The organism is Enterobacter sp. 940_PEND, from assembly GCF_001059415.1.
GTDB lineage: Bacteria > Pseudomonadota > Gammaproteobacteria > Enterobacterales > Enterobacteriaceae > Enterobacter > Enterobacter cloacae_M.
This window is the reverse complement of the sequence record NZ_JUMS01000060.1, coordinates 1-20564: the sequence shown is the minus strand read 5'-3', so window position 1 is coordinate 20564 and position 20564 is coordinate 1. Positions and strand designations below refer to the sequence as shown.

At 50.3% G+C, this 20564-nt stretch carries 18 protein-coding genes; 14 read left to right on the top strand and 4 right to left on the bottom strand.

What is annotated here, in order from left to right:
* Together silS and silR are read right to left on the bottom strand one after the other, a co-directional pair.
* Positions 1–1268: copper/silver sensor histidine kinase SilS (gene silS / locus ADJ24_RS09770; protein WP_048702314.1), on the bottom strand; the 1268-nt coding region annotated here is incomplete at its 3' end.
* Positions 1261–1941, bottom strand: a complete 681-nt coding sequence (gene silR / locus ADJ24_RS09765) for a copper/silver response regulator transcription factor SilR (RefSeq protein ID WP_000697968.1) — start codon at positions 1939–1941, stop codon at positions 1261–1263. The genes silS and silR, both read right to left, overlap by 8 nt.
* A gap of 189 nt (positions 1942–2130) precedes the next feature.
* Here silR and silC point away from each other — a divergent pair, with 189 nt between their 5' ends.
* The 7 genes from silC to ADJ24_RS09730 all read left to right on the top strand — a co-directional run bounded on the left by silC (position 2131) and on the right by ADJ24_RS09730 (position 11795).
* Positions 2131–3516 (top strand): Cu(+)/Ag(+) efflux RND transporter outer membrane channel SilC, encoded by a 1386-nt coding sequence (silC, locus tag ADJ24_RS09760; RefSeq protein WP_000475503.1) that lies wholly within the window; start codon positions 2131–2133, stop codon positions 3514–3516.
* Positions 3517–3544: 28 nt separating this feature from the next.
* Positions 3545–3898: a cation efflux system protein CusF gene (gene cusF / locus ADJ24_RS09755; protein ID WP_001246153.1), complete on the top strand. Its 354-nt coding sequence runs from the start codon at positions 3545–3547 to the stop codon at positions 3896–3898.
* A gap of 113 nt (positions 3899–4011) precedes the next feature.
* Positions 4012–5304, top strand: a complete 1293-nt coding sequence (gene silB / locus ADJ24_RS09750) for a Cu(+)/Ag(+) efflux RND transporter periplasmic adaptor subunit SilB (protein ID WP_001485328.1) — start codon at positions 4012–4014, stop codon at positions 5302–5304.
* Positions 5305–5314: 10 nt separating this feature from the next.
* Entirely contained in the window at positions 5315–8461 is a 3147-nt protein-coding gene (gene silA / locus ADJ24_RS09745) for a Cu(+)/Ag(+) efflux RND transporter permease subunit SilA (RefSeq protein ID WP_000574021.1), read from the top strand.
* Positions 8462–8547: 86 nt separating this feature from the next.
* Positions 8548–8988: a DUF411 domain-containing protein gene (locus tag ADJ24_RS09740; protein ID WP_002436620.1), complete on the top strand. Its 441-nt coding sequence runs from the start codon at positions 8548–8550 to the stop codon at positions 8986–8988.
* A gap of 97 nt (positions 8989–9085) precedes the next feature.
* Positions 9086–11557 carry an Ag(+)-translocating P-type ATPase SilP gene (gene silP, locus ADJ24_RS09735; RefSeq protein ID WP_129244003.1) on the top strand — a complete coding sequence of 824 codons (2472 nt, stop codon included), beginning with the start codon at positions 9086–9088 and terminating at the stop codon, positions 11555–11557.
* Positions 11558–11597: 40 nt separating this feature from the next.
* Positions 11598–11795 (top strand): DUF2933 domain-containing protein, encoded by a 198-nt coding sequence (locus tag ADJ24_RS09730; protein ID WP_000843497.1) that lies wholly within the window; start codon positions 11598–11600, stop codon positions 11793–11795.
* 33 nt (positions 11796–11828) lie between these two features.
* Here ADJ24_RS09730 and ADJ24_RS09725 read toward each other — a convergent pair whose 3' ends face one another.
* Positions 11829–12566, bottom strand: a complete 738-nt coding sequence (locus ADJ24_RS09725; RefSeq protein WP_004118669.1) for a peptidoglycan DD-metalloendopeptidase family protein — start codon at positions 12564–12566, stop codon at positions 11829–11831.
* Positions 12567–12854: 288 nt separating this feature from the next.
* Positions 12855–13304: a copper resistance protein gene (locus tag ADJ24_RS09720; RefSeq protein WP_001023257.1), complete on the bottom strand. Its 450-nt coding sequence runs from the start codon at positions 13302–13304 to the stop codon at positions 12855–12857.
* 233 nt (positions 13305–13537) lie between these two features.
* Here ADJ24_RS09720 and pcoA point away from each other — a divergent pair, with 233 nt between their 5' ends.
* From pcoA to pcoE, 7 genes are all read left to right on the top strand, one after another.
* Positions 13538–15355: a multicopper oxidase PcoA gene (gene pcoA / locus ADJ24_RS09710; protein ID WP_000925242.1), complete on the top strand. Its 1818-nt coding sequence runs from the start codon at positions 13538–13540 to the stop codon at positions 15353–15355.
* A gap of 5 nt (positions 15356–15360) precedes the next feature.
* A complete protein-coding gene (gene pcoB / locus ADJ24_RS09705) occupies positions 15361–16251 on the top strand; it encodes a copper resistance outer membrane transporter PcoB (protein WP_006785895.1) in 891 nt (296 codons plus the stop codon).
* Positions 16252–16290: 39 nt separating this feature from the next.
* Positions 16291–16671, top strand: a complete 381-nt coding sequence (gene pcoC, locus ADJ24_RS09700; RefSeq protein ID WP_000025662.1) for a copper resistance system metallochaperone PcoC — start codon at positions 16291–16293, stop codon at positions 16669–16671.
* Between the two features lie 55 nt (positions 16672–16726).
* On the top strand, positions 16727–17605 hold the full coding sequence (gene pcoD, locus ADJ24_RS09695; RefSeq protein WP_229692861.1) for a copper resistance inner membrane protein PcoD: 879 nt from the start codon (positions 16727–16729) through the stop codon (positions 17603–17605).
* A gap of 54 nt (positions 17606–17659) precedes the next feature.
* Entirely contained in the window at positions 17660–18340 is a 681-nt protein-coding gene (pcoR, locus tag ADJ24_RS09690; protein WP_001188930.1) for a copper response regulator transcription factor PcoR, read from the top strand.
* A complete protein-coding gene (pcoS, locus tag ADJ24_RS09685; RefSeq protein ID WP_006785898.1) occupies positions 18337–19737 on the top strand; it encodes a copper resistance membrane spanning protein PcoS in 1401 nt (466 codons plus the stop codon). Before pcoR ends, pcoS begins: the two co-directional genes overlap by 4 nt.
* A 215-nt stretch (positions 19738–19952) precedes the next feature.
* Complete coding sequence (pcoE, locus tag ADJ24_RS09680; protein ID WP_004388336.1) at positions 19953–20387, top strand: copper resistance system metallochaperone PcoE; 435 nt, start codon at positions 19953–19955, stop codon at positions 20385–20387.
* The last annotated feature ends 177 nt before the right edge of the window (positions 20388–20564 follow it).

The window sequence follows — 20564 nt, the reverse complement described above, 5'->3', positions numbered from 1 at the left end:
TCTTCAGGGATTGGTTTCCCCGGATTTTCAATCACAAGGTCAAAAAAGCTCCCCTGTTTTCTTATTGAGACGGTGATTGCCTGTCCCTCAGGGGTATAACGCAGGGCATTGGATAACAGATTATTGATCGCTCTTCTAAACATTTGTGGATCTCCCTCGACCAGACAGGGCATCCCGTTAAATTTGAGCGTGATATTGCGTTCTTCGGCCCAGGCTTCGAAAAACTCGAAGACTTTCATGACTTCCGCTCTGAGGTCAAACATGACCCTGTCAGGTATCAGCTGATTATTATCTGCCTGTGCCAGGAACAGCATATCGCTGACCATTTTGGTCATCCGGTTATACTCTTCAAGACTGGAATAGAGGACATCCTCAAGTTCCCTCTGTGTTCGATCCTGACTCAGTGCGATTTCAGTCTGCGTCACCAGATTGGTGATGGGCGTTCTGATCTCATGCGCGATATCGGCAGAGAAATTGGCCTGGCGGGTAAAGACATCCTCAATCTTTCCAATCATATGATTGAACGAGATAACCAGTTGCTCCAGCTCAATGGGAACGCGTGTCGGTTCCAGTCGCGCATCAAGATTCTCGGAGGTGATGTTTTTAATGGCATTGCTGACATTACGAAGGGGCAGGTGCCCCTGACGGACAGCGATTCGAATGATCAGAACAATCAACAGGCTTATCACGACGGCAATCGCAATCAGGTTCTTTTTCAGCGCATCGAGGTAATGGAGATGGAAATTAATGGATAGGCCAGTCAGCATGACATAGTTCTGCTGTTTGCCCTGAAATATCGCCTGACCAGAGGAGGCGATAATCCTGTATGTTTCCATCTTCATTTCGGACCCGGTATCCATCGGTCCCGCAGGATCCTCCACCGTCCAGAGAAAGACATCCCGTGCGCGGCTGTGCTCGCTAAAATCTGCTGAATTCACTGCCGGGCGTAGTGCCGCCCCCTGAGCTGAGCTAAAGAGCACTTCACCCCTGGGATTGAGGAGCAAAAGGGCAACGTTGCGGTAGCTGGCAATTGATTCCTTTATTTTGCTTATTTTTTTATCATCCGGATCCACCGGGGACTGCAGTATACGGTTCAGTGTGGTGCTGATTTGTTGAAGATCGCTGACATCCTGCTCGGCAAAATGATTTTCAACAGAATGCAGCATAAACCAGGTGAAGGCGATAAAAGCCAGTATCGTGGACAGGCTGATAAAAAAGGTCAGCCGCAGAGCGAGTGAGAAAGGGCGTCTGGAAGGTTTGCTATGCATCCGGGACCTCCAGCATGTAGCCCACGCCCCGGACTGTCTGGATCAGCTTTGTCTCGTAATCGTTGTCTATTTTAGCGCGGAGTCGCTTTACTGCGACATCGATCGCATTAGTGTCGCTGTCAAAATTCATGTCCCAGACCTGAGAGGCAATCAGGGAGCGGGGAAGAACCTCTCCCTGATGGCGAATGAAGAATTCCAGCAGGCTGAACTCTTTACTGGTGAGCACAATGCGGTTTCCGGCGCGACTGACTTTTCTGGATACGAGATCAATCGAGAGGTCAGCCACCTTAAACTGGCTTTCCGTGATCATCGTGTTTCCCCGCCTCAGAAGGGTTCTCACCCGGGCGAGCAGTTCGGCAAACGCAAAGGGTTTAACCAGATAATCGTCCGCACCCAGTTCCAGTCCTTTGACCCTATGTTCGATCGTGCCGAGGGCTGTCAGCAGTAAGACCGGCATACCCTTTCCGGCAGTGCGCAGCATGCGGATGATATCCCAGCCGTTCACATCAGGTAGCATGATATCCAGAATGACTAAATCATACTCGGCTGTCATGGCGAGATGATATCCGGTAAGACCATTATCAGCGTGATCCACTACGAACCCTGCCTCTGTAAGCCCTTTGCTGAGATATTCACCTGTTTTAATTTCGTCTTCGACGATCAATATTTTCATCTTGCTCCCCGGCTGGCTGCTAATGTCATTCTATTGCGCCCACGATCGTTATCAACGGATTACAGCAAAAATGACAACATTGTCATTATCCTGTCACTCGGCAAACAGAGAGCGTTAGGTAAAGTACCCCTATCAATACTCTGGACTTCATTTGAACCATTTACCAGGTCTGCCTGGACGAGAAGCGTTATGTTCAAATTAAAATTACTCAGCATTAGCACGATATTCATCCTGGCAGGCTGCGTGTCGCTTGCGCCTGAATATCAGCGGCCCGCAGCACCGGTACCCCAGCAGTTTTCACTGTCCCATAACAGCCTGACGCCAGCGGTAAATGGCTATCAGGATACGGGCTGGCGTAACTTTTTTGTCGATCCCCAGGTTACCCGGTTGATCGGTGAAGCTCTGACTAATAACCGTGATTTGAGAATGGCTGCCCTGAAGGTTGAAGAGGCCCGAGCCCAGTTCAACGTCACGGATGCAGATCGTTACCCCCAGCTGAATGCCTCATCCGGGATAACATACAGCGGTGGTCTGAAAGGTGACAAGCCGACCACACAGGAGTACGACGCGAGACTGGAGCTCAGCTATGAGCTCGATTTTTTCGGCAAACTTAAGAACATGAGTGATGCTGACCGCCAGAACTACTTTGCCAGCGAAGAAGCCCGTCGGGCCGTACACATCCTGCTGGTCTCCAACGTTTCACAGAGCTATTTCAGCCAGCAACTGGCGTACGAACAACTCCGTATTGCGCGGGAAACGCTGAAAAATTATGAACAGTCCTATGCTTTCGTTGAGCAACAGCTCGTGACCGGGAGTACGAACGTTCTGGCACTTGAACAGGCGAGAGGACAAATCGAAAGTACCCGCGCCGAAATAGCCAAACGAGAAGGCGATCTGGCTCAGGCAAACAATGCCCTGCAACTGGTGCTGGGAACGTACCGCGCACTTCCGTCAGAAAAAGGGATGAAAGGCGGGGAGATCGCACCAGTAAAATTGCCACCAAATCTATCTTCACAAATTTTGCTGCAGCGACCGGATATTATGGAAGCGGAATATCAGCTGAAAGCGGCTGATGCCAATATTGGCGCAGCGCGAGCGGCCTTTTTCCCCTCCATTACCCTGACCAGTGGTCTTTCCGCAAGCAGTACGGAGCTGTCAAGCCTGTTTACGTCAGGAAGTGGAATGTGGAATTTTATCCCTAAAATTGAAATTCCTATTTTTAATGCTGGCAGGAATAAAGCCAATCTGAAGCTGGCTGAAATTCGCCAGCAACAATCGGTGGTTAATTACGAACAAAAAATTCAGTCAGCCTTTAAGGATGTTTCCGACACGCTTGCGCTGCGCGACAGCCTTAGCCAGCAACTTGAGTCACAGCAGCGTTATCTTGATTCACTTCAGATAACTCTCCAGCGTGCCAGAGGATTATATGCAAGTGGTGCTGTCAGTTACATCGAAGTGCTGGATGCAGAACGTTCCCTCTTCGCTACGCAGCAAACCATTCTCGATCTTACCTATTCCCGACAGGTTAACGAAATTAATCTGTTTACCGCGCTGGGTGGCGGTTGGGTAGAGTAAATTTATTTAATTAATCAGGAAATTAAAAATGCGTAATTCACTTAAAGCCGTTTTATTTGGTGCCTTCTCTGTCATGTTTTCTGCCGGTCTTCATGCTGAAACACATCAGCATGGCGATATGAATGCTGCCAGTGATGCTTCGGTACAGCAGGTTATCAAGGGCACCGGTGTCGTTAAAGACATTGATATGAATAGTAAAAAGATTACCATTTCGCACGAAGCAATCCCTGCTGTGGGCTGGCCTGCAATGACCATGCGCTTCACTTTTGTTAATGCAGACGACGCTATCAATGCCCTGAAAACCGGCAACCATGTCGATTTCTCGTTTATTCAGCAGGGCAATATCTCCTTACTCAAAAGCATTAACGTTACGCAATCCTGATTATCAGTCCGGAGCGAATACATCCAGTGCGCCTGAACATTCATTAAGGGATTACTGTGAATGAATGATCGGGCGCATATGCCAGGTGTTTTGATTTTTCAGCGAGAAATTGTATGGCTTCTTTAAAGATAAAATATGCTGCAATAATTATCAGCAGCCTCATAGCAGGAGGGCTGATATCGGTTACTGCCTGGCAGTATGTAAACTCATCACAAAAAACAGTACAAACCGAACAAAAGGCACCGGAGCGAAAGGTACTTTTCTGGTATGACCCGATGAAACCGGATACCAAATTTGATAAACCCGGAAAATCTCCCTTTATGGATATGGACCTGGTGCCAAAATATGCTGATGAAAGCGGCGATAAAAGCAGTGGCGGGATCCGTATCGATCCAACGCAGGTTCAGAATCTGGGATTAAAAACGCAAAAAGTCACGCGAGGAATGCTGAATTATTCTCAGACAATCCCGGCTAATGTCAGTTACAACGAGTATCAGTTTGTCATTGTGCAGGCGCGCTCTGACGGTTTCGTCGAAAAAGTGTATCCCCTGACGATTGGCGATCATGTGAAGAAAGGCACTCCGCTTATCGATATCACCATTCCTGAATGGGTTGAGGCACAAAGTGAGTTCCTGCTGTTATCCGGTACAGGCGGTACGTCAACCCAGATAAAAGGGGTTCTGGAGCGACTTCGTCTAGCTGGTATGCCGGAAGAGGATATTCAAAGGCTGCGTTCAACCCGCACAATCCAGACCCGTTTTACCATTAAAGCACCTATTGATGGTGTCATTACTGCGTTTGACCTGCGCACCGGAATGAATATTTCGAAAGATAAAGTAGTGGCTCAGATTCAGGGGATGGACCCGGTCTGGATCAGCGCTGCAGTGCCAGAATCTATCGCATATCTGCTGAAAGATACGTCGCAGTTTGAAATTTCGGTACCGGCTTATCCGGATAAAACATTCCATGTCGAAAAATGGAACATTCTTCCCAGCGTGGATCAGACAACCCGTACGCTTCAGGTCCGTCTCCAGGTTTCTAATAAGGATGAGTTTCTCAAGCCGGGCATGAATGCCTATCTGAAACTGAATACCAAGAGCCAGGAGATGCTGCTGATACCAAGCCAGGCCGTTATCGATACCGGCAAAGAACAGCGCGTGATTACTGTTGATGATGAAGGCAAGTTTGTGCCGAAACAGATCCACGTTCTGCATGAATCACAGCAACAGTCCGGCATTGGCTCCGGCCTGAATGAAGGCGATACCGTGGTGGTCAGTGGCCTGTTCCTCATTGACTCCGAAGCCAATATTACGGGCGCGCTGGAACGTATGCGCCACCCTGAAAAAACAGAAAACAGTATGCCAGCAATGTCTGAGCAGCCTGTAAATATGCATTCAGGGCACTGAGGAGACGACGATGATTGAATGGATTATCCGGCGCTCTGTCGCCAACCGTTTCCTGGTCATGATGGGCGCACTGTTTCTCAGCATCTGGGGCACATGGACGATAATTAACACGCCGGTCGATGCGCTGCCTGACCTGTCAGATGTGCAGGTCATTATTAAAACCAGCTATCCCGGACAGGCCCCGCAGATTGTAGAAAACCAGGTCACCTATCCGCTTACCACCACCATGCTGTCCGTACCTGGCGCAAAAACCGTGCGTGGCTTTTCACAGTTCGGTGATTCGTATGTGTATGTCATTTTTGAAGACGGCACCGATCTGTACTGGGCCCGTTCGCGCGTGCTGGAATACCTGAATCAGGTTCAGGGCAAACTGCCTGCGGGTGTGAGCTCTGAAATCGGCCCGGACGCCACGGGAGTGGGCTGGATATTTGAATATGCCCTTGTCGATCGCAACGGAAAACACGACCTTTCAGAACTGCGCTCTCTGCAGGACTGGTTCCTGAAATTTGAGCTGAAAACCATCCCGAACGTGGCTGAGGTCGCTTCGGTTGGCGGCGTGGTGAAACAGTACCAGATTCAGGTCAATCCGGTAAAACTGTCCCAGTACGGTATCAGCCTGCCCGAAGTGAAACAGGCACTTGAATCGTCTAACCAGGAGGCCGGTGGCTCATCCGTTGAAATGGCCGAAGCGGAGTATATGGTCCGTGCCAGCGGTTATCTTCAGAGCATTGATGATTTTAATAACATCGTCCTGAAAACAGGTGAGAACGGCGTGCCGGTTTATCTGCGGGATGTTGCCCGCGTGCAGACCGGGCCCGAAATGAGGCGTGGTATTGCCGAGCTGAACGGCCAGGGAGAAGTCGCTGGCGGCGTGGTGATCCTGCGGTCGGGTAAAAATGCGCGCGACGTTATCACGGCAGTGAGGGATAAACTGGAGACGCTGAAGGCCAGCCTGCCGGAAGGCGTTGAAATCGTGACCACCTACGATCGCAGCCAGTTAATCGACCGGGCGATTGATAACCTCAGTTCCAAACTTCTGGAAGAGTTTATCGTGGTGGCCATCGTCTGTGCTCTGTTCCTGTGGCACGTACGTTCTGCCCTGGTGGCGATTATCTCTCTGCCGCTTGGCCTGTGTATCGCCTTTATCGTCATGCACTTCCAGGGACTGAACGCCAATATCATGTCGCTGGGAGGGATAGCGATTGCCGTCGGTGCGATGGTGGATGCCGCCATTGTGATGATTGAAAATGCGCACAAACGGCTTGAGGAGTGGGATCATCAGCATCCGGGTGAGCAGATTGACAACGCCACCCGCTGGAAGGTGATTACCGACGCCTCCGTGGAAGTGGGACCCGCGTTGTTCATTAGCCTGCTGATCATCACCCTGTCCTTTATTCCTATCTTTACCCTGGAAGGGCAGGAAGGTCGTCTGTTTGGCCCGCTGGCATTCACGAAAACGTACTCCATGGCGGGAGCGGCCGCACTGGCCATCATCGTCATTCCTATTCTGATGGGATTCTGGATCCGGGGGAAAATTCCTGCCGAGACAAGTAACCCCCTGAACCGGGTGCTGATCAAAGCGTATCATCCTTTGCTGCTGCGGGTCCTCCACTGGCCAAAAACAACCCTGCTGGTTGCGGCCTTGTCCATTTTCACGGTTATCTGGCCACTGAGTCAGGTGGGCGGTGAATTTCTGCCGAAGATTAACGAGGGCGATCTGCTGTATATGCCGTCGACCTTGCCTGGCGTCTCTCCGGCAGAAGCTGCAGCGCTCCTGCAGACAACAGACAAGTTAATCAAAAGCGTTCCTGAAGTGGCTTCTGTATTTGGCAAGACCGGTAAAGCAGAGACCGCAACGGATTCCGCGCCGCTCGAAATGGTGGAAACCACGATCCAGCTCAAACCTGAGGATCAGTGGCGTCCCGGCATGACAATTGACAAGATTATTGATGAACTCGACAGGACAGTCCGTTTACCGGGTCTGGCAAACCTCTGGGTGCCGCCTATCCGTAACCGTATTGATATGCTCTCAACCGGGATCAAAAGCCCGATAGGTATCAAAGTGTCCGGGACTGTTCTGTCCGATATCGACGCGACGGCGCAGAGTATCGAGGCGGTAGCCAAAACCGTGCCTGGCGTGGTGTCTGTCCTGGCTGAGCGACTTGAGGGCGGGCGCTACATCGATATCGATATCAACCGGGAGAAAGCCTCCCGCTACGGGATGACGGTAGGTGATGTCCAGCTGTTCGTCTCTTCAGCAATCGGAGGTGCTATGGTGGGTGAGACGGTTGAAGGGGTGGCCCGGTACCCTATTAACATTCGCTACCCGCAGGATTACCGGAACAGTCCGCAGGCGCTGAAACAGATGCCGATCCTGACCCCGATGAAGCAGCAGATCACGCTGGGCGATGTCGCGGATATTAACGTCGTTTCTGGACCAACCATGCTGAAAACCGAAAATGCCCGGCCAGCCAGCTGGATTTATGTTGATGCCCGCGGCAGGGACATGGTGTCGGTGGTTAACGACATTAAGACGGCCATCAGCGAGAAAGTGAAACTGAGACCGGGAACCAGTGTGGCATTCTCCGGACAGTTTGAACTGCTTGAGCATGCCAACAAGAAACTGAAGCTGATGGTGCCGATGACGGTGATGATCATTTTCATCCTGTTGTATCTGGCATTCCGCCGGGTTGACGAAGCCCTGCTGATCCTGATGAGCCTGCCGTTCGCCCTGGTTGGCGGAATATGGTTCCTGTACTGGCAGGGCTTCCATATGTCAGTGGCGACCGGAACCGGGTTTATCGCCCTGGCCGGGGTGGCAGCAGAGTTTGGCGTGGTCATGCTGATGTATCTGCGTCATGCCATTGAAGCGCACCCGGAATTGTCCCGTAAAGAGACGTTCACACCGGAAGGTCTTGATGAAGCCCTCTATCATGGTGCCGTACTGCGTGTCCGGCCGAAAGCCATGACCGTGGCGGTGATCATTGCGGGTCTGCTGCCAATACTCTGGGGAACCGGCGCAGGTTCAGAAGTCATGAGCCGTATTGCTGCGCCAATGATTGGTGGGATGATCACGGCTCCGCTGCTGTCCCTGTTCATTATTCCTGCCGCCTACAAATTAATCTGGCTGCGCAGACATAAAAAAAGCGTGTCATAACCCTGAAAGGGCGCCCCCAGTGGGCGTCCTTCTGCACTGATTCACCCTGACGTCAGGGTTTATATCGATAATATACAGAGGTGAGTATGAAAAAAGTGGTTCTAATGGCCCTGGCTCTCGGCCTGTCACTGCCTGCAATGGCGAGTGAAAAAGTCATTGATATGTACAAATCTGAAAACTGTGGCTGTTGTTCCCTGTGGGGCAAAGCGATGGAAAAAGACGGGTTCGAAGTGCGAACTCACGTCATGAATGATCAGGCGCTGTCAGCCCTGAAAGAAAAGCATGCTGTTCCTGCTGGACTACGAAGTTGTCATACCGCGGTTGTAGGTAATTTGATCATTGAAGGCCATGTGCCTGCGGCAACGATACATAAGGCCATGCAGTCTGGTTCGGGTATATACGGTCTCGCCACCCCCGGTATGCCAGCAGGAAGTCCGGGAATGGAGATGGGGGCCCGAAAAGAGGCTTACGATGTTATCGCATTCTCACCGGAGGGCAGTAAAAAAGTCTTCCAGCGAATCGAATAGTCAGCGGAACGGCTGATAACGGGACGCCGGCAGCAGGCACTCTTATGCCGGCGGCATTCGTGGTAATCGCATCCATGACATATCCTGAAGACAGAAAATGCTTCAGATATGCATAAGGAGAGTTACTGTGAAAAATGACAATGCAGTGGAACATAACAACCAGACTGCTTCTGAGCAGACATCATCCCCGGACGAGAGTCACGCATTGCATAAGGTGAGAGATCCCGTGTGCGGGATGGTCATCCTGCCTGACAAGGCGCACAGCAGCATTCGATACCAGGACCATCAGCTTTATTTCTGCTCCGCCAGCTGTGAGAGCAAATTTAAAGCCCATCCCGATCATTATTTTACCGAAGATGCCAGTGAACATCACCATCACCACGACCACCATGAAGTCAGCCCTGATAAGATAAAACAGTCTCACCGCCAGGCGGAGAAAGAGATTTCTGAAGGTGTGTGGACATGTCCGATGCATCCGGAGATACGCCGTAGTGGTCCCGGAAGCTGTCCTGTCTGTGGAATGGCACTGGAGCCGCTCGTAGCTACGGCATCCACGGGGACGAGTGATGAACTTCGCGACATGACAAGACGCTTCTGGCTGGGGTTGTTGCTGGCGTTTCCGGTTCTGATACTCGAAATGGGTTCTCATCTGTTTCCCGCTTTGAGGAATACAGTACCGCCACAGTACAACACATGGCTGCAGTTACTTCTGGCCTCTCCTGTCGTTTTGTGGTGTGGCTGGCCATTCTTCGCCCGGGCCGGAATGTCGTTACGTAACCGCTCCCTGAATATGTTTACCCTTGTTGCAATGGGGACCGGCGTAGCCTGGGTTTACAGCGTCATTGCAACCGTCTTCCCCTCCTGGTTTCCTGCATCGTTCAGAAACATGGATGGCCTGGTGGCCATTTATTTTGAAGCCGCAGCTGTTATTACGGTGCTTGTTCTGCTGGGACAGGTCCTTGAATTGCGGGCAAGGGAACAAACCTCAGGTGCCATTACTGCGCTTCTTAACCTTGCCCCCAAAACCGCCAGGCGGCTGGATCAAGACGGTCATGAAACGGATATTAATGCGGAAGATGTCCTGCCTGGCGATAAGCTCCGCATCAGACCTGGAGAGAGTATTCCGGTCGACGGTATCGTGGTCGAAGGCAAAACAACCGTTGATGAATCGATGGTGACCGGGGAATCTATGCCTGTTACCAAAACGGAGGGTGACCCTGTCATCGGGGGGACCATTAATCAGACAGGTAGTCTTATCATCCGTGCAGAGAAAGTCGGTGATGAAACGATGCTCTCACGAATTGTTCAGATGGTCGCTGATGCACAGCGTTCGCGGGCCCCCATCCAGAGAATGGCTGACAGCGTTTCAGGCTGGTTTGTTCCTCTGGTGATACTTATCGCGGTTGTTGCTTTCATGATCTGGTCTGTCTGGGGGCCCGAGCCCAGGATGGCGCACGGTCTCATTGCGGCTGTGTCGGTCCTGATTATTGCCTGTCCCTGCGCGCTGGGGCTGGCCACGCCGATGTCGATAATGGTGGGGGTGGGCAAAGGAGCCCAGGCCGGGGTGTTAATCAAGAATGCCGAAGCCCTTGAGCGTCTTGAAAAAGTGGACACGCTGGTTGTCGACAAAACAGGCACGCTCACGGAAGGTTCGCCGACGGTGACAGGGATTATCAGTCTCAATCCGGGTGGGGAAACATCTCTTTTGCGTGTAACGGCCGCAGTGGAAAAAGGCTCGCAGCATCCGCTGGGTATGGCAGTAGTTAAAGCAGCACAGGAAAAGGGGATCGCAATACCCGCAGTCACTCATTTCAATGCGCCGTCGGGTAAAGGTGTCTCAGGCGATGTCGAAGGTCAACGGGTTGTTATTGGTAATGAACTGGCTATGCAGGAAAACAGTATCGTTATTGATAATCAAAAGGCCGTTGCGGATACGTTGCGGATGGAAGGCGCTACCGTTATCTATGTGGCCACAGACGGGCACCTTGCAGGCCTGATAGCTATCTCGGATCCCGTGAAAGCAACCACGCCGGATGCGCTTAAAGCTTTGCGTCAGGCGGGGATCCGCATCGTTATGCTCACCGGGGATAACCAGCTTACCGCTGAAGCAGTCGCACGGAAACTGGGAATAGATGAGGTTGAAGCCGGGATTCTGCCGGATGGCAAAAAAGCAGTGATAACCCGACTGAAAGCGTCTGGCCATGTGGTTGCGATGGCCGGAGACGGTGTGAATGATGCCCCGGCGCTGGCAGCGGCTGACGTGGGTATAGCCATGGGAACGGGTACAGATGTGGCAATTGAAAGTGCCGGAGTCACCCTTCTCAAAGGCGACTTGATGATACTGAACAGGGCCCGTCATCTGTCAGAAATCACCATGAAAAATATCCGACAGAATCTGTTTTTTGCATTTATCTACAACGCACTTGGCGTGCCTGTGGCTGCAGGTCTGCTTTATCCTGTGTATGGAATACTGCTGTCGCCAGTTATTGCGGCGGCGGCCATGGCTCTTTCCTCCGTCAGCGTCATTGTGAATGCGTTGCGTCTGAAAAGTGTCAGGCTCGGGAAATAACACTGAGTGAAGGGGCTGTTACGAACAGAAGGAGTCCAGTATGAAAAGTACCACCTATGCGCTTATTGCTGTCGCCGCGATCGCGGCATTTGCCCTCCTGCGCGAACACTGGTCACATGTGGCAGGTTACTGGCCATATCTGTTATTGCTGGTCTGCCCGCTAATGCATCTTTTCCACGGCCACGGAGGGCATGGAGATCATCAACATCAAGGAAGTGAAAACGATAAAAAAAATTAATCCGGCAGACGGGGCCGCGTCGCGGCCCCGTTATCAGTCCAGGTATCGTTCGTAGTCTCTGGCATGCGCAAAGGCATGCTGTTCAAGTTTGTTATCAGCGGGTGCCGCTGCCCGGAACGCCAGTGAGTTAACAGGATTGTTATTGATGACCAGCTCGTAATGCAGATGAGGACCGGATGAACGTCCGCTGTTACCGGATAACGCAATAGCGTCTCCCCGGGTAACCCTGGCCCCTTTAGTAACGAGTATTTTATTGAGGTGGAGATAGCGAGTTTTAACACCGGCTTTTCCCGTTACTTCAACAAAATATCCCATGGTACTGTTGTATTCGGCCCGGGTGATTTTTCCGTCGATGACGCTGACTATTTTCGTGTTCATGGGCATGGAATAATCAATGCCATTATGGGGACTCACTTTTCCCGATACCGGGTTAAGTCTTGCAGGATTGAAAGGCGAACTGAGTCTTGCTGTGGCCGGTAACGGATAATCGAGACTGCCTTTCCCGGAAGTATCGGAAAGGTTATAGAACTTTTTATCTGATATACGATACGCCGTGTAATTAAATGAACCGGACGTAAATTTATAGGCCACGACACGTGATTTTCCCGCTTTCTTTTGCAGTACGAGTTTTAATGATTCATTTTTTTTCAAATGCCGCAGATTAAACCGGGAAGGCAAGGAGCGCTGAAGAGTAGCGATCTCGTTCGATTCCAGCCCCGAGCGGGTGGCTGAAAGGTAGGCATTTTCTTTTACGACATCGGTAGAATACATTTACTGGAATTCGCCGTTAGCATGAACACTGCGGCGTATGCTAGGGGTTTTCAGGAGGCGTGTCATCTGTCAGTTAATCGGGAGCACCGTTGATGGTCGTCATTTTTGTAACATATCTTGTTTCCCGTTTGCTCCTGAAGCTCTGGGAACTGTATGACCAGCCCGACGGTGATGATTAACGGGACTGAAACAGGTTACGGCAGAGCAATATGGGGCTCATGTCCTGCTACGTAACCCGTCAGTAAAGCCCTGCTGCGCACCTGACGCTAAGCACTAACCCGCCTGCAGTTACCTGGTCGAATACAGCCCGCGAAGCTTTCTTGCCTGCGTCTGATGTGCTTCCGCACCGGCATTATTGACCTGCTCATGCACGAGAGCGGCTTTTTCTCCGGCATTCAGTTCGTTAAAAGAAGAAGACGAGGTCTTTGAATTTGCATCACTGCCGGACAGCATTTTTTTATGTTCCTCAATCATTTTCTGATGCGCATAGGACGCGCTGTTGTTCATAAATGAATGAGCAACAATGGCCCTTTCATGTTCATTCATTTCAGAGAATGAGGGCGTGTTGTTTTTATTAACCCTGTCCGGTAAGTTTTCATGCGTCGAGGAATTCACATGACTGACGGCTGAGGCATTATTAACAAATCGATGTGCTTCATGGGCAATATCACTGGACTGAGCAAAAGCTGCCCCACAAAATAAAGCTGTAAACGCAGTGGTCGTGATTAATATATTCATGTGTAATTACCTTCTGAGGTACATAAAAGATGTCCTTATGATCATATATAAAAATAATCAACCTGTGGGGAAGATGACGTAAATGTAATACAGCTATGTACATTACACGATTGTAATGAATTTGTTTCTTAAGGTGTGCTAGATTCATTTCATTGTAGTGGATGAACCAGTAATTTAATTTAAATCGGTTCTCGAATTCTGTCAGTAACCATACTTTAAATAAGGGAATGCGCATGCTGTTGAAAACGTCTCGACGAACTTTCCTGAAGGGGTTAACCCTCTCTGGCGTAGCCGGAAGTCTTGGCGTATGGAGTTTCAATGCGCGTTCCAGTCTGAGCCTGCCAGTTGCCGCATCCCTGCAGGGTACTCAGTTTGACCTGACCATTGGTGAAACGGCCGTCAATATCACGGGCAGTGAGCGTCAGGCCAAAACAATCAATGGAGGCCTGCCGGGGCCCGTTCTTCGCTGGAAAGAAGGTGACACCATTACCCTGAAGGTCAAAAACCGTCTTAATGAACAGACGTCCATTCACTGGCACGGCATTATTCTTCCGGCCAATATGGATGGTGTTCCGGGGCTGAGTTTTATGGGCATAGAGCCTGATGATACCTACGTTTACACCTTTAAGGTTAAGCAGAACGGGACTTACTGGTACCACAGCCATTCCGGTCTGCAGGAACAGGAGGGGGTATACGGTGCCATTATCATCGATGCCAGGGAGCCAGAACCGTTTGCTTACGATCGTGAGCATGTGGTCATGTTGTCTGACTGGACCGATGAAAATCCTCACAGCCTGCTGAAAAAATTAAAAAAACAGTCGGATTACTACAATTTCAATAAACCAACCGTTGGCTCTTTTTTCCGCGACGTGAATACCAGGGGGCTGTCAGCCACCATTGCCGATCGGAAAATGTGGGCTGAAATGAAAATGAATCCGACTGACCTCGCGGATGTCAGTGGCTACACCTACACCTATCTCATGAACGGGCAGGCCCCGCTGAAAAACTGGACCGGACTGTTCCGTCCCGGTGAAAAGATACGCTTACGGTTTATCAACGGCTCGGCAATGACCTATTTCGATATCCGTATCCCCGGGCTGAAAATGACGGTCGTGGCTGCAGATGGCCAGTATGTAAACCCGGTTACCGTTGACGAATTCAGGATTGCCGTTGCCGAAACCTATGATGTCATTGTGGAGCCTCAGGGTGAGGCCTATACCATCTTCGCACAATCCATGGACAGGACCGGTTACGCTCGAGGGACACTGGCCACGAGAGAGGGGTTAAGTGCTGCCGTTCCCCCCCTCGATCCCCGTCCTCTGTTGACCATGGAAGACATGGGTATGGGGGGAATGGGACATGATATGGCAGGAATGGACCACAGCCAGATGGGAGGCATGGATAACAGCGGAGAGATGATGTCTATGGACGGTGCTGACCTTCCGGATAGCGGGACATCCTCCGCGCCCATGGATCACAGCAGCATGGCCGGTATGGATCATTCCCGGATGGCCGGAATGCCGGGTATGCAAAGTCATCCTGCGTCAGAAACGGATAACCCACTGGTTGATATGCAGGCGATGAGCGTCTCTCCGAAATTAAATGATCCGGGTATTGGTCTTCGAAATAACGGAAGAAAGGTTCTCACGTACGCGGATTTGAAAAGCCGCTTTGAGGATCCTGACGGACGTGAACCTGGCCGTACCATAGAACTGCATTTAACCGGCCACATGGAAAAGTTTGCCTGGTCATTTAACGGAATCAAGTTTTCAGATGCCGCACCGGTGCTGCTGAAATACGGTGAGCGGCTCAGGATCACGCTGATCAACGATACCATGATGACTCACCCCATTCACCTGCATGGTATGTGGAGCGATCTGGAAGATGAAAACGGTAATTTCATGGTTCGTAAACACACAATAGATGTTCCCCCTGGTACAAAACGCAGTTACAGAGTGACAGCAGATGCGCTTGGCCGCTGGGCGTATCACTGCCATTTGCTCTATCACATGGAAATGGGAATGTTTCGTGAAGTCCGGGTGGAGGAATGATGCGAATGAAGAGAAATTTGAAGGCCATACCTGTTCTGGTCGCCGGTTTGTTTACCTCACAGCTTTCTATTGCGGCGGGCTCCGTCTCTGCAGATCCCCACGCCGGGCACGACATGTCTGCCATGCAGATGCCAGCAGATGAGAATTTCACTGAGATGACGTCAATGGAGCCCATTGTAACTGAGAGCAGAACGCCAATTCCGCCTGTTACCGATGCCGACCGGAAGGCTGCATTCGGCAATTTACAGGGGCATGCGATTCACGACAGTGCGATTAATTATCTGGTTCTGCTGGATCAACTGGAATGGCAACGGTCGGATAACACCAACAATTTCAGCTGGAGTGTTAACAGCTGGATTGGAGGCGACACAGATCGGATTTGGCTAAAGAGTGAAGGTGAACGAAGCAATGGGGAAACGGAGGCGGCTGAAGCGCAGTTACTCTGGGGACATGCGGTTGGCCCATGGTGGGATTTGGTTGCGGGTGTCAGGCAGGATTTCAGACCTGCTTCTGCCCGGACCTGGGCTGCTGTCGGTTTTCAGGGGCTGGCACTCTATAATTTTGAGTCTGAAATTTCGGGTTTTGTCAGTAATGGCGGAAAAGCAGCCCTTCGTCTGGGAGGAGAATACGACGTTTTACTGACTAACCGGCTCATACTCCAGCCATCCTATGAGGTGAATTTCTACAGTCAGGATGATGAATCGCGGGGTCGCGGCAGGGGACTGACTGACACAGAGCTGGGGCTCCGGCTGCGCTATGAAATACGCCGTGAGTTTGCACCCTATATAGGCGTTTCCTGGAATCAACTTTACGGGAAAACATCCGATATGGCGAAAAGAGAAGGTGAGAAAGACCATCAGGTAGTATTCCTGGCGGGAGCCAGAATCTGGTTTTAACGCACTGATATAAAACACTCAACTAAACAGGTAAATAAAATGTCGATTTTAAATAAAGCCATTCTTACAGGTGGCCTCGTTATGGGCGTTGCTTTCTCTGCTATGGCCCATCCGGAATTAAAAAGCTCTGTGCCACAGGCTGATTCAGCCGTAGCGGCCCCGGAAAAGATTCAGCTTAATTTCTCGGAAAATCTGACCGTGAAATTCTCAGGTGCAAAATTAACGATGACGGGTATGAAAGGCATGTCATCACATTCTCCGATGCCGGTCGCGGCAAAAGTGGCGCCAGGCGCTGACCCTAAATCGATGGTCATTATTCCGCGAGAGCCTTTACCCGCTGGCACTTATCGTGTTGACTGGCGCGCGGTTTCTTCAGATACGCACCCTATTACCGGTAATTACACCTTTACAGTGAAGTAATATTATGAACGACCTGATTATGATTGTTATTCGTTTTCTTCTTTATCTGGATTTGATGGTAATATTTGGATTGCCATTTTTTCAGATATATGGAATAAGCGGTGTCAGACATGAAACCTATAACCTGACTAATTTCAGGTCGTTTATAACCTTTGCTGTTGTTACAGGCATCATTCTTACTGGCATTAATATGCTCCTGGTATCTAATGCCATGAGTGGAGTAACTGACCTCAGAGAATTATCCATCCATGTTATCGAGATGGTGATAGAAGAAACTGATGTGGGTATTAGCTGGATTGTCAGGCTCTGTGCCCTGTTTACCACACTCGGTGCTTTGTTCCTTTACACTAATAAGAGAGTATTGTCCTGCCTGCTGATGACGATGAGTGGGGGCGTGGCGCTGGCTACACTTGCCTGGGGAGGACACGCCGTTATGCATGACGGTCTGCATTACTATCTCCATTTACTGAGCGATCTGACCCATCTCGGCGCTGCAGGTGCCTGGACAGGTGCTCTGGTTGCATTTGCTATCCTGCTGATGCGCAGAAACGAGCATAATGCACAGAGCGTCATTGTGATATCTGACTCCCTGGCAAAATTTGCCACGGCAGGAACGGTGATTGTTGTAGCCCTGATCCTGAGTGCGCTGGTCAACTATCTGTATATTGCTGAGGGTAACTTAACTCCCTTATTCAACAGTTCCTGGGGGAGGATATTGCTTGCCAAGACGGCTCTGTTTGTTCTGATGCTTCTTCTGGCTGCAGCAAACCGGTTTCACCTGGGTCCCCGGCTTGAAGTTATGGTCAGGGAAGGGAATTATGATCGCAGCGTTGCCCTGATGCGAAACAGCATCCTGACAGAATTCGTTGTTGCGATTATCATTCTGGGCGCCGTAGCGTGGCTCGGAATGCTTGCTCCGTCTCAGGTCAGCTAGGGGACAGCCAAAGCTCATGCGTGAGATTTTTACTTTCATATCAGCGAGTTGACCATGCAGCGTATTTTAATCGTTGAAGACGAACAAAAAACAGGTCGTTACCTGCAGCAGGGACTGGTTGAGGAAGGCTATCAGGCCGATCTCTTTAATAATGGCCGCGATGGTCTCGGGGCCGCGTCGAAGGGACAGTATGATTTGATAATACTGGACGTGATGCTGCCTTTCCTCGACGGGTGGCAAATCATCAGCGCACTGAGGGAGTCCGGGCACGAAGAACCGGTCCTGTTTTTAACCGCAAAGGACAACGTGCGGGACAAAGTGAAAGGACTGGAGCTTGGCGCAGATGACTACCTGATTAAGCCCTTTGATTTTACGGAGCTGGTTGCACGTGTAAGAACCCTACTGCGCCGGGCACGCTCGCAGGCCGCAACAGTCTGCACCATCGCCGATATGACCGTTGATATGGTGCGCCGGACCGTGATCCGTTCGGGGAAGAAGATCCATCTCACCGGTAAAGAATACGTTCTGCTTGAGTTGCTGCTGCAACGCACCGGAGAAGTGTTACCCAGGAGTCTTATCTCGTCCCTGGTCTGGAACATGAATTTTGACAGTGATACGAATGTGATTGATGTCGCCGTGAGACGTCTGAGAAGTAAAATTGATGATGACTTTGAGCCAAAACTGATCCATACCGTTCGCGGTGCCGGATATGTCCTGGAGATCAGAGAAGAGTGAGGTTCAAAATTTCCCTGACCACACGCCTGAGCCTGATTTTTTCTGCGGTGATGCTTACGGTATGGTGGTTATCAAGTTTTATCCTGATTAGCACCCTTAATGGCTATTTCGATAATCAGGACCGCGATTTTCTGACAGGTAAACTTCAGCTCACCGAAGAGTTTCTTAAAACAGAGACGTTCAGGAACAAAACGGATATTAAGTCATTATCAGAAAAAATAAACGATGCGATGGTGGGGCACAATGGCTTATTCATTTCTATAAAAAACATGGAAAATGAAAAAATTGTTGAACTCTATGCCAAAAATTCTGTTGTTCCAGCGGTCCTGCTTAATAAGTCGGGTGATATTCTCGACTATATGATCCAGACGGAAGAAAATAACACCGTGTACCGCAGTATCTCGCGGCGGGTTGCCGTGACGCCGGAACAGGGTAAAAGCAAACATGTCATCATTACGGTTGCCACGGATACTGGGTATCACACCCTGTTTATGGACAAACTCAGTACCTGGCTGTTCTGGTTCAATATCGGTCTGGTCTTTATTTCTGTTTTTCTGGGCTGGCTGACCACACGTATTGGTCTGAAACCGCTACGGGAAATGACCAGTCTGGCTTCCTCCATGACCGTACACAGCCTGGATCAGCGTCTAAATCCCGATCTGGCTCCGCCGGAAATCTCTGAGACCATGCAGGAGTTCAATAATATGTTTGATCGCCTGGAGGGGGCATTCCGGAAACTGTCAGATTTCTCGTCTGACATCGCGCATGAGCTGCGCACACCAGTCAGTAATCTGATGATGCAGACGCAGTTTGCACTGGCTAAGGAAAGGGATGTTTCGCATTACCGCGAAATTTTATTCGCTAACCTGGAAGAACTGAAAAGGTTGTCACGAATGACCAGTGACATGCTTTTTCTGGCACGTTCAGAGCATGGTCTGCTGCGGCTGGATAAACATGATGTGGATCTGGCAGCCGAACTGAATGAATTACGTGAGTTGTTCGAGCCCCTGGCAGACGAAACAGGAAAGACAATCACGGTTGAAGGAGAGGGCGTTGTTGCCGGAGACAGCGATATGCTCCGACGTGCTTTCAGTAACCTGCTTTCCAATGCAATCAAGTATTCTCCCGATAACACCTGTACAGCGATACACCTTGAGCGTGACAGTGACTGTGTGAACGTGATGATTACGAATACGATATCCGGCCAGGTTCCCGCTAATCTGGAACGTTTGTTTGACCGGTTCTATCGCGCAGACTCATCAAGGTTCTACAACACGGAAGGCGCGGGGCTGGGATTATCAATTACAAGGTCGATCATTCATGCTCACGGCGGCGAGCTGTCAGCAGAACAGCAGGGGCGGGAAATTGTGTTCAGTGTGCGTCTGTTAATGGATTAATACCGTTATTCAGGAGAAACCCGGAAGGTGACAAAAATGTCATCGTTCAGTCACGCGATAAACAGAGGCGGTTTTTTATAATCAGCCATAAATCAGGACAGCGTGATAATTCAATCGCCCGGTTCCTAGCATGATGATCAACCAGCCCTGAGATCAAATGCTTTCTCTGTTATAAGCATTGATTGTTCGGGTATGAAAACACCGGAGACCCAACCATGAAAAAGATCCTTGTATCCTTTATTGCCATGATGGCTGTCGCTTCATCTGCCTGGGCTGCAGAGACAATGAACATGCATGACCAGGTAAATAATGCCCAGGCGCCTGCCCATCAGATGCAATCATCCGCTGAAAAAAGTGCAGTTCAGGGGGAGAGCATGAAAATGATGGATATGAGCGGTCACGATCAGGCCGCAATGTCCCATGAAATGATGCAAAACGGCAATTCTGCTGCCCATCAGGACATGGCTGAAATGCATAAAAAAATGATGAAATCCAAGCCAGCAGCTTCTAACGAAACAGCAAAATCATTTTCCGAAATGAACGAGCATGAGAAAGCCGCTGTTGTGCATGAGAAGGCGAATAATGGTCAATCTTCCGTTATTCATCAGCAGCAGGCTGAAAAGCATCGCAGCCAGATCACCCAGAATTAACCCGCAGCTCCACTTGTTAGACCCTCATTTGACGCCGAAGTCACTGGCTTACGCTCCCGTCCGGGAGCGTTTTTTTAACTCTCTCATAAATTTTCAACTGTCAAGGGAATGGCATTCATCTGACCAACGGGTGATGCTGCCAACTTACTGATTTAGTGTATGATGGTGTTTTTGAGG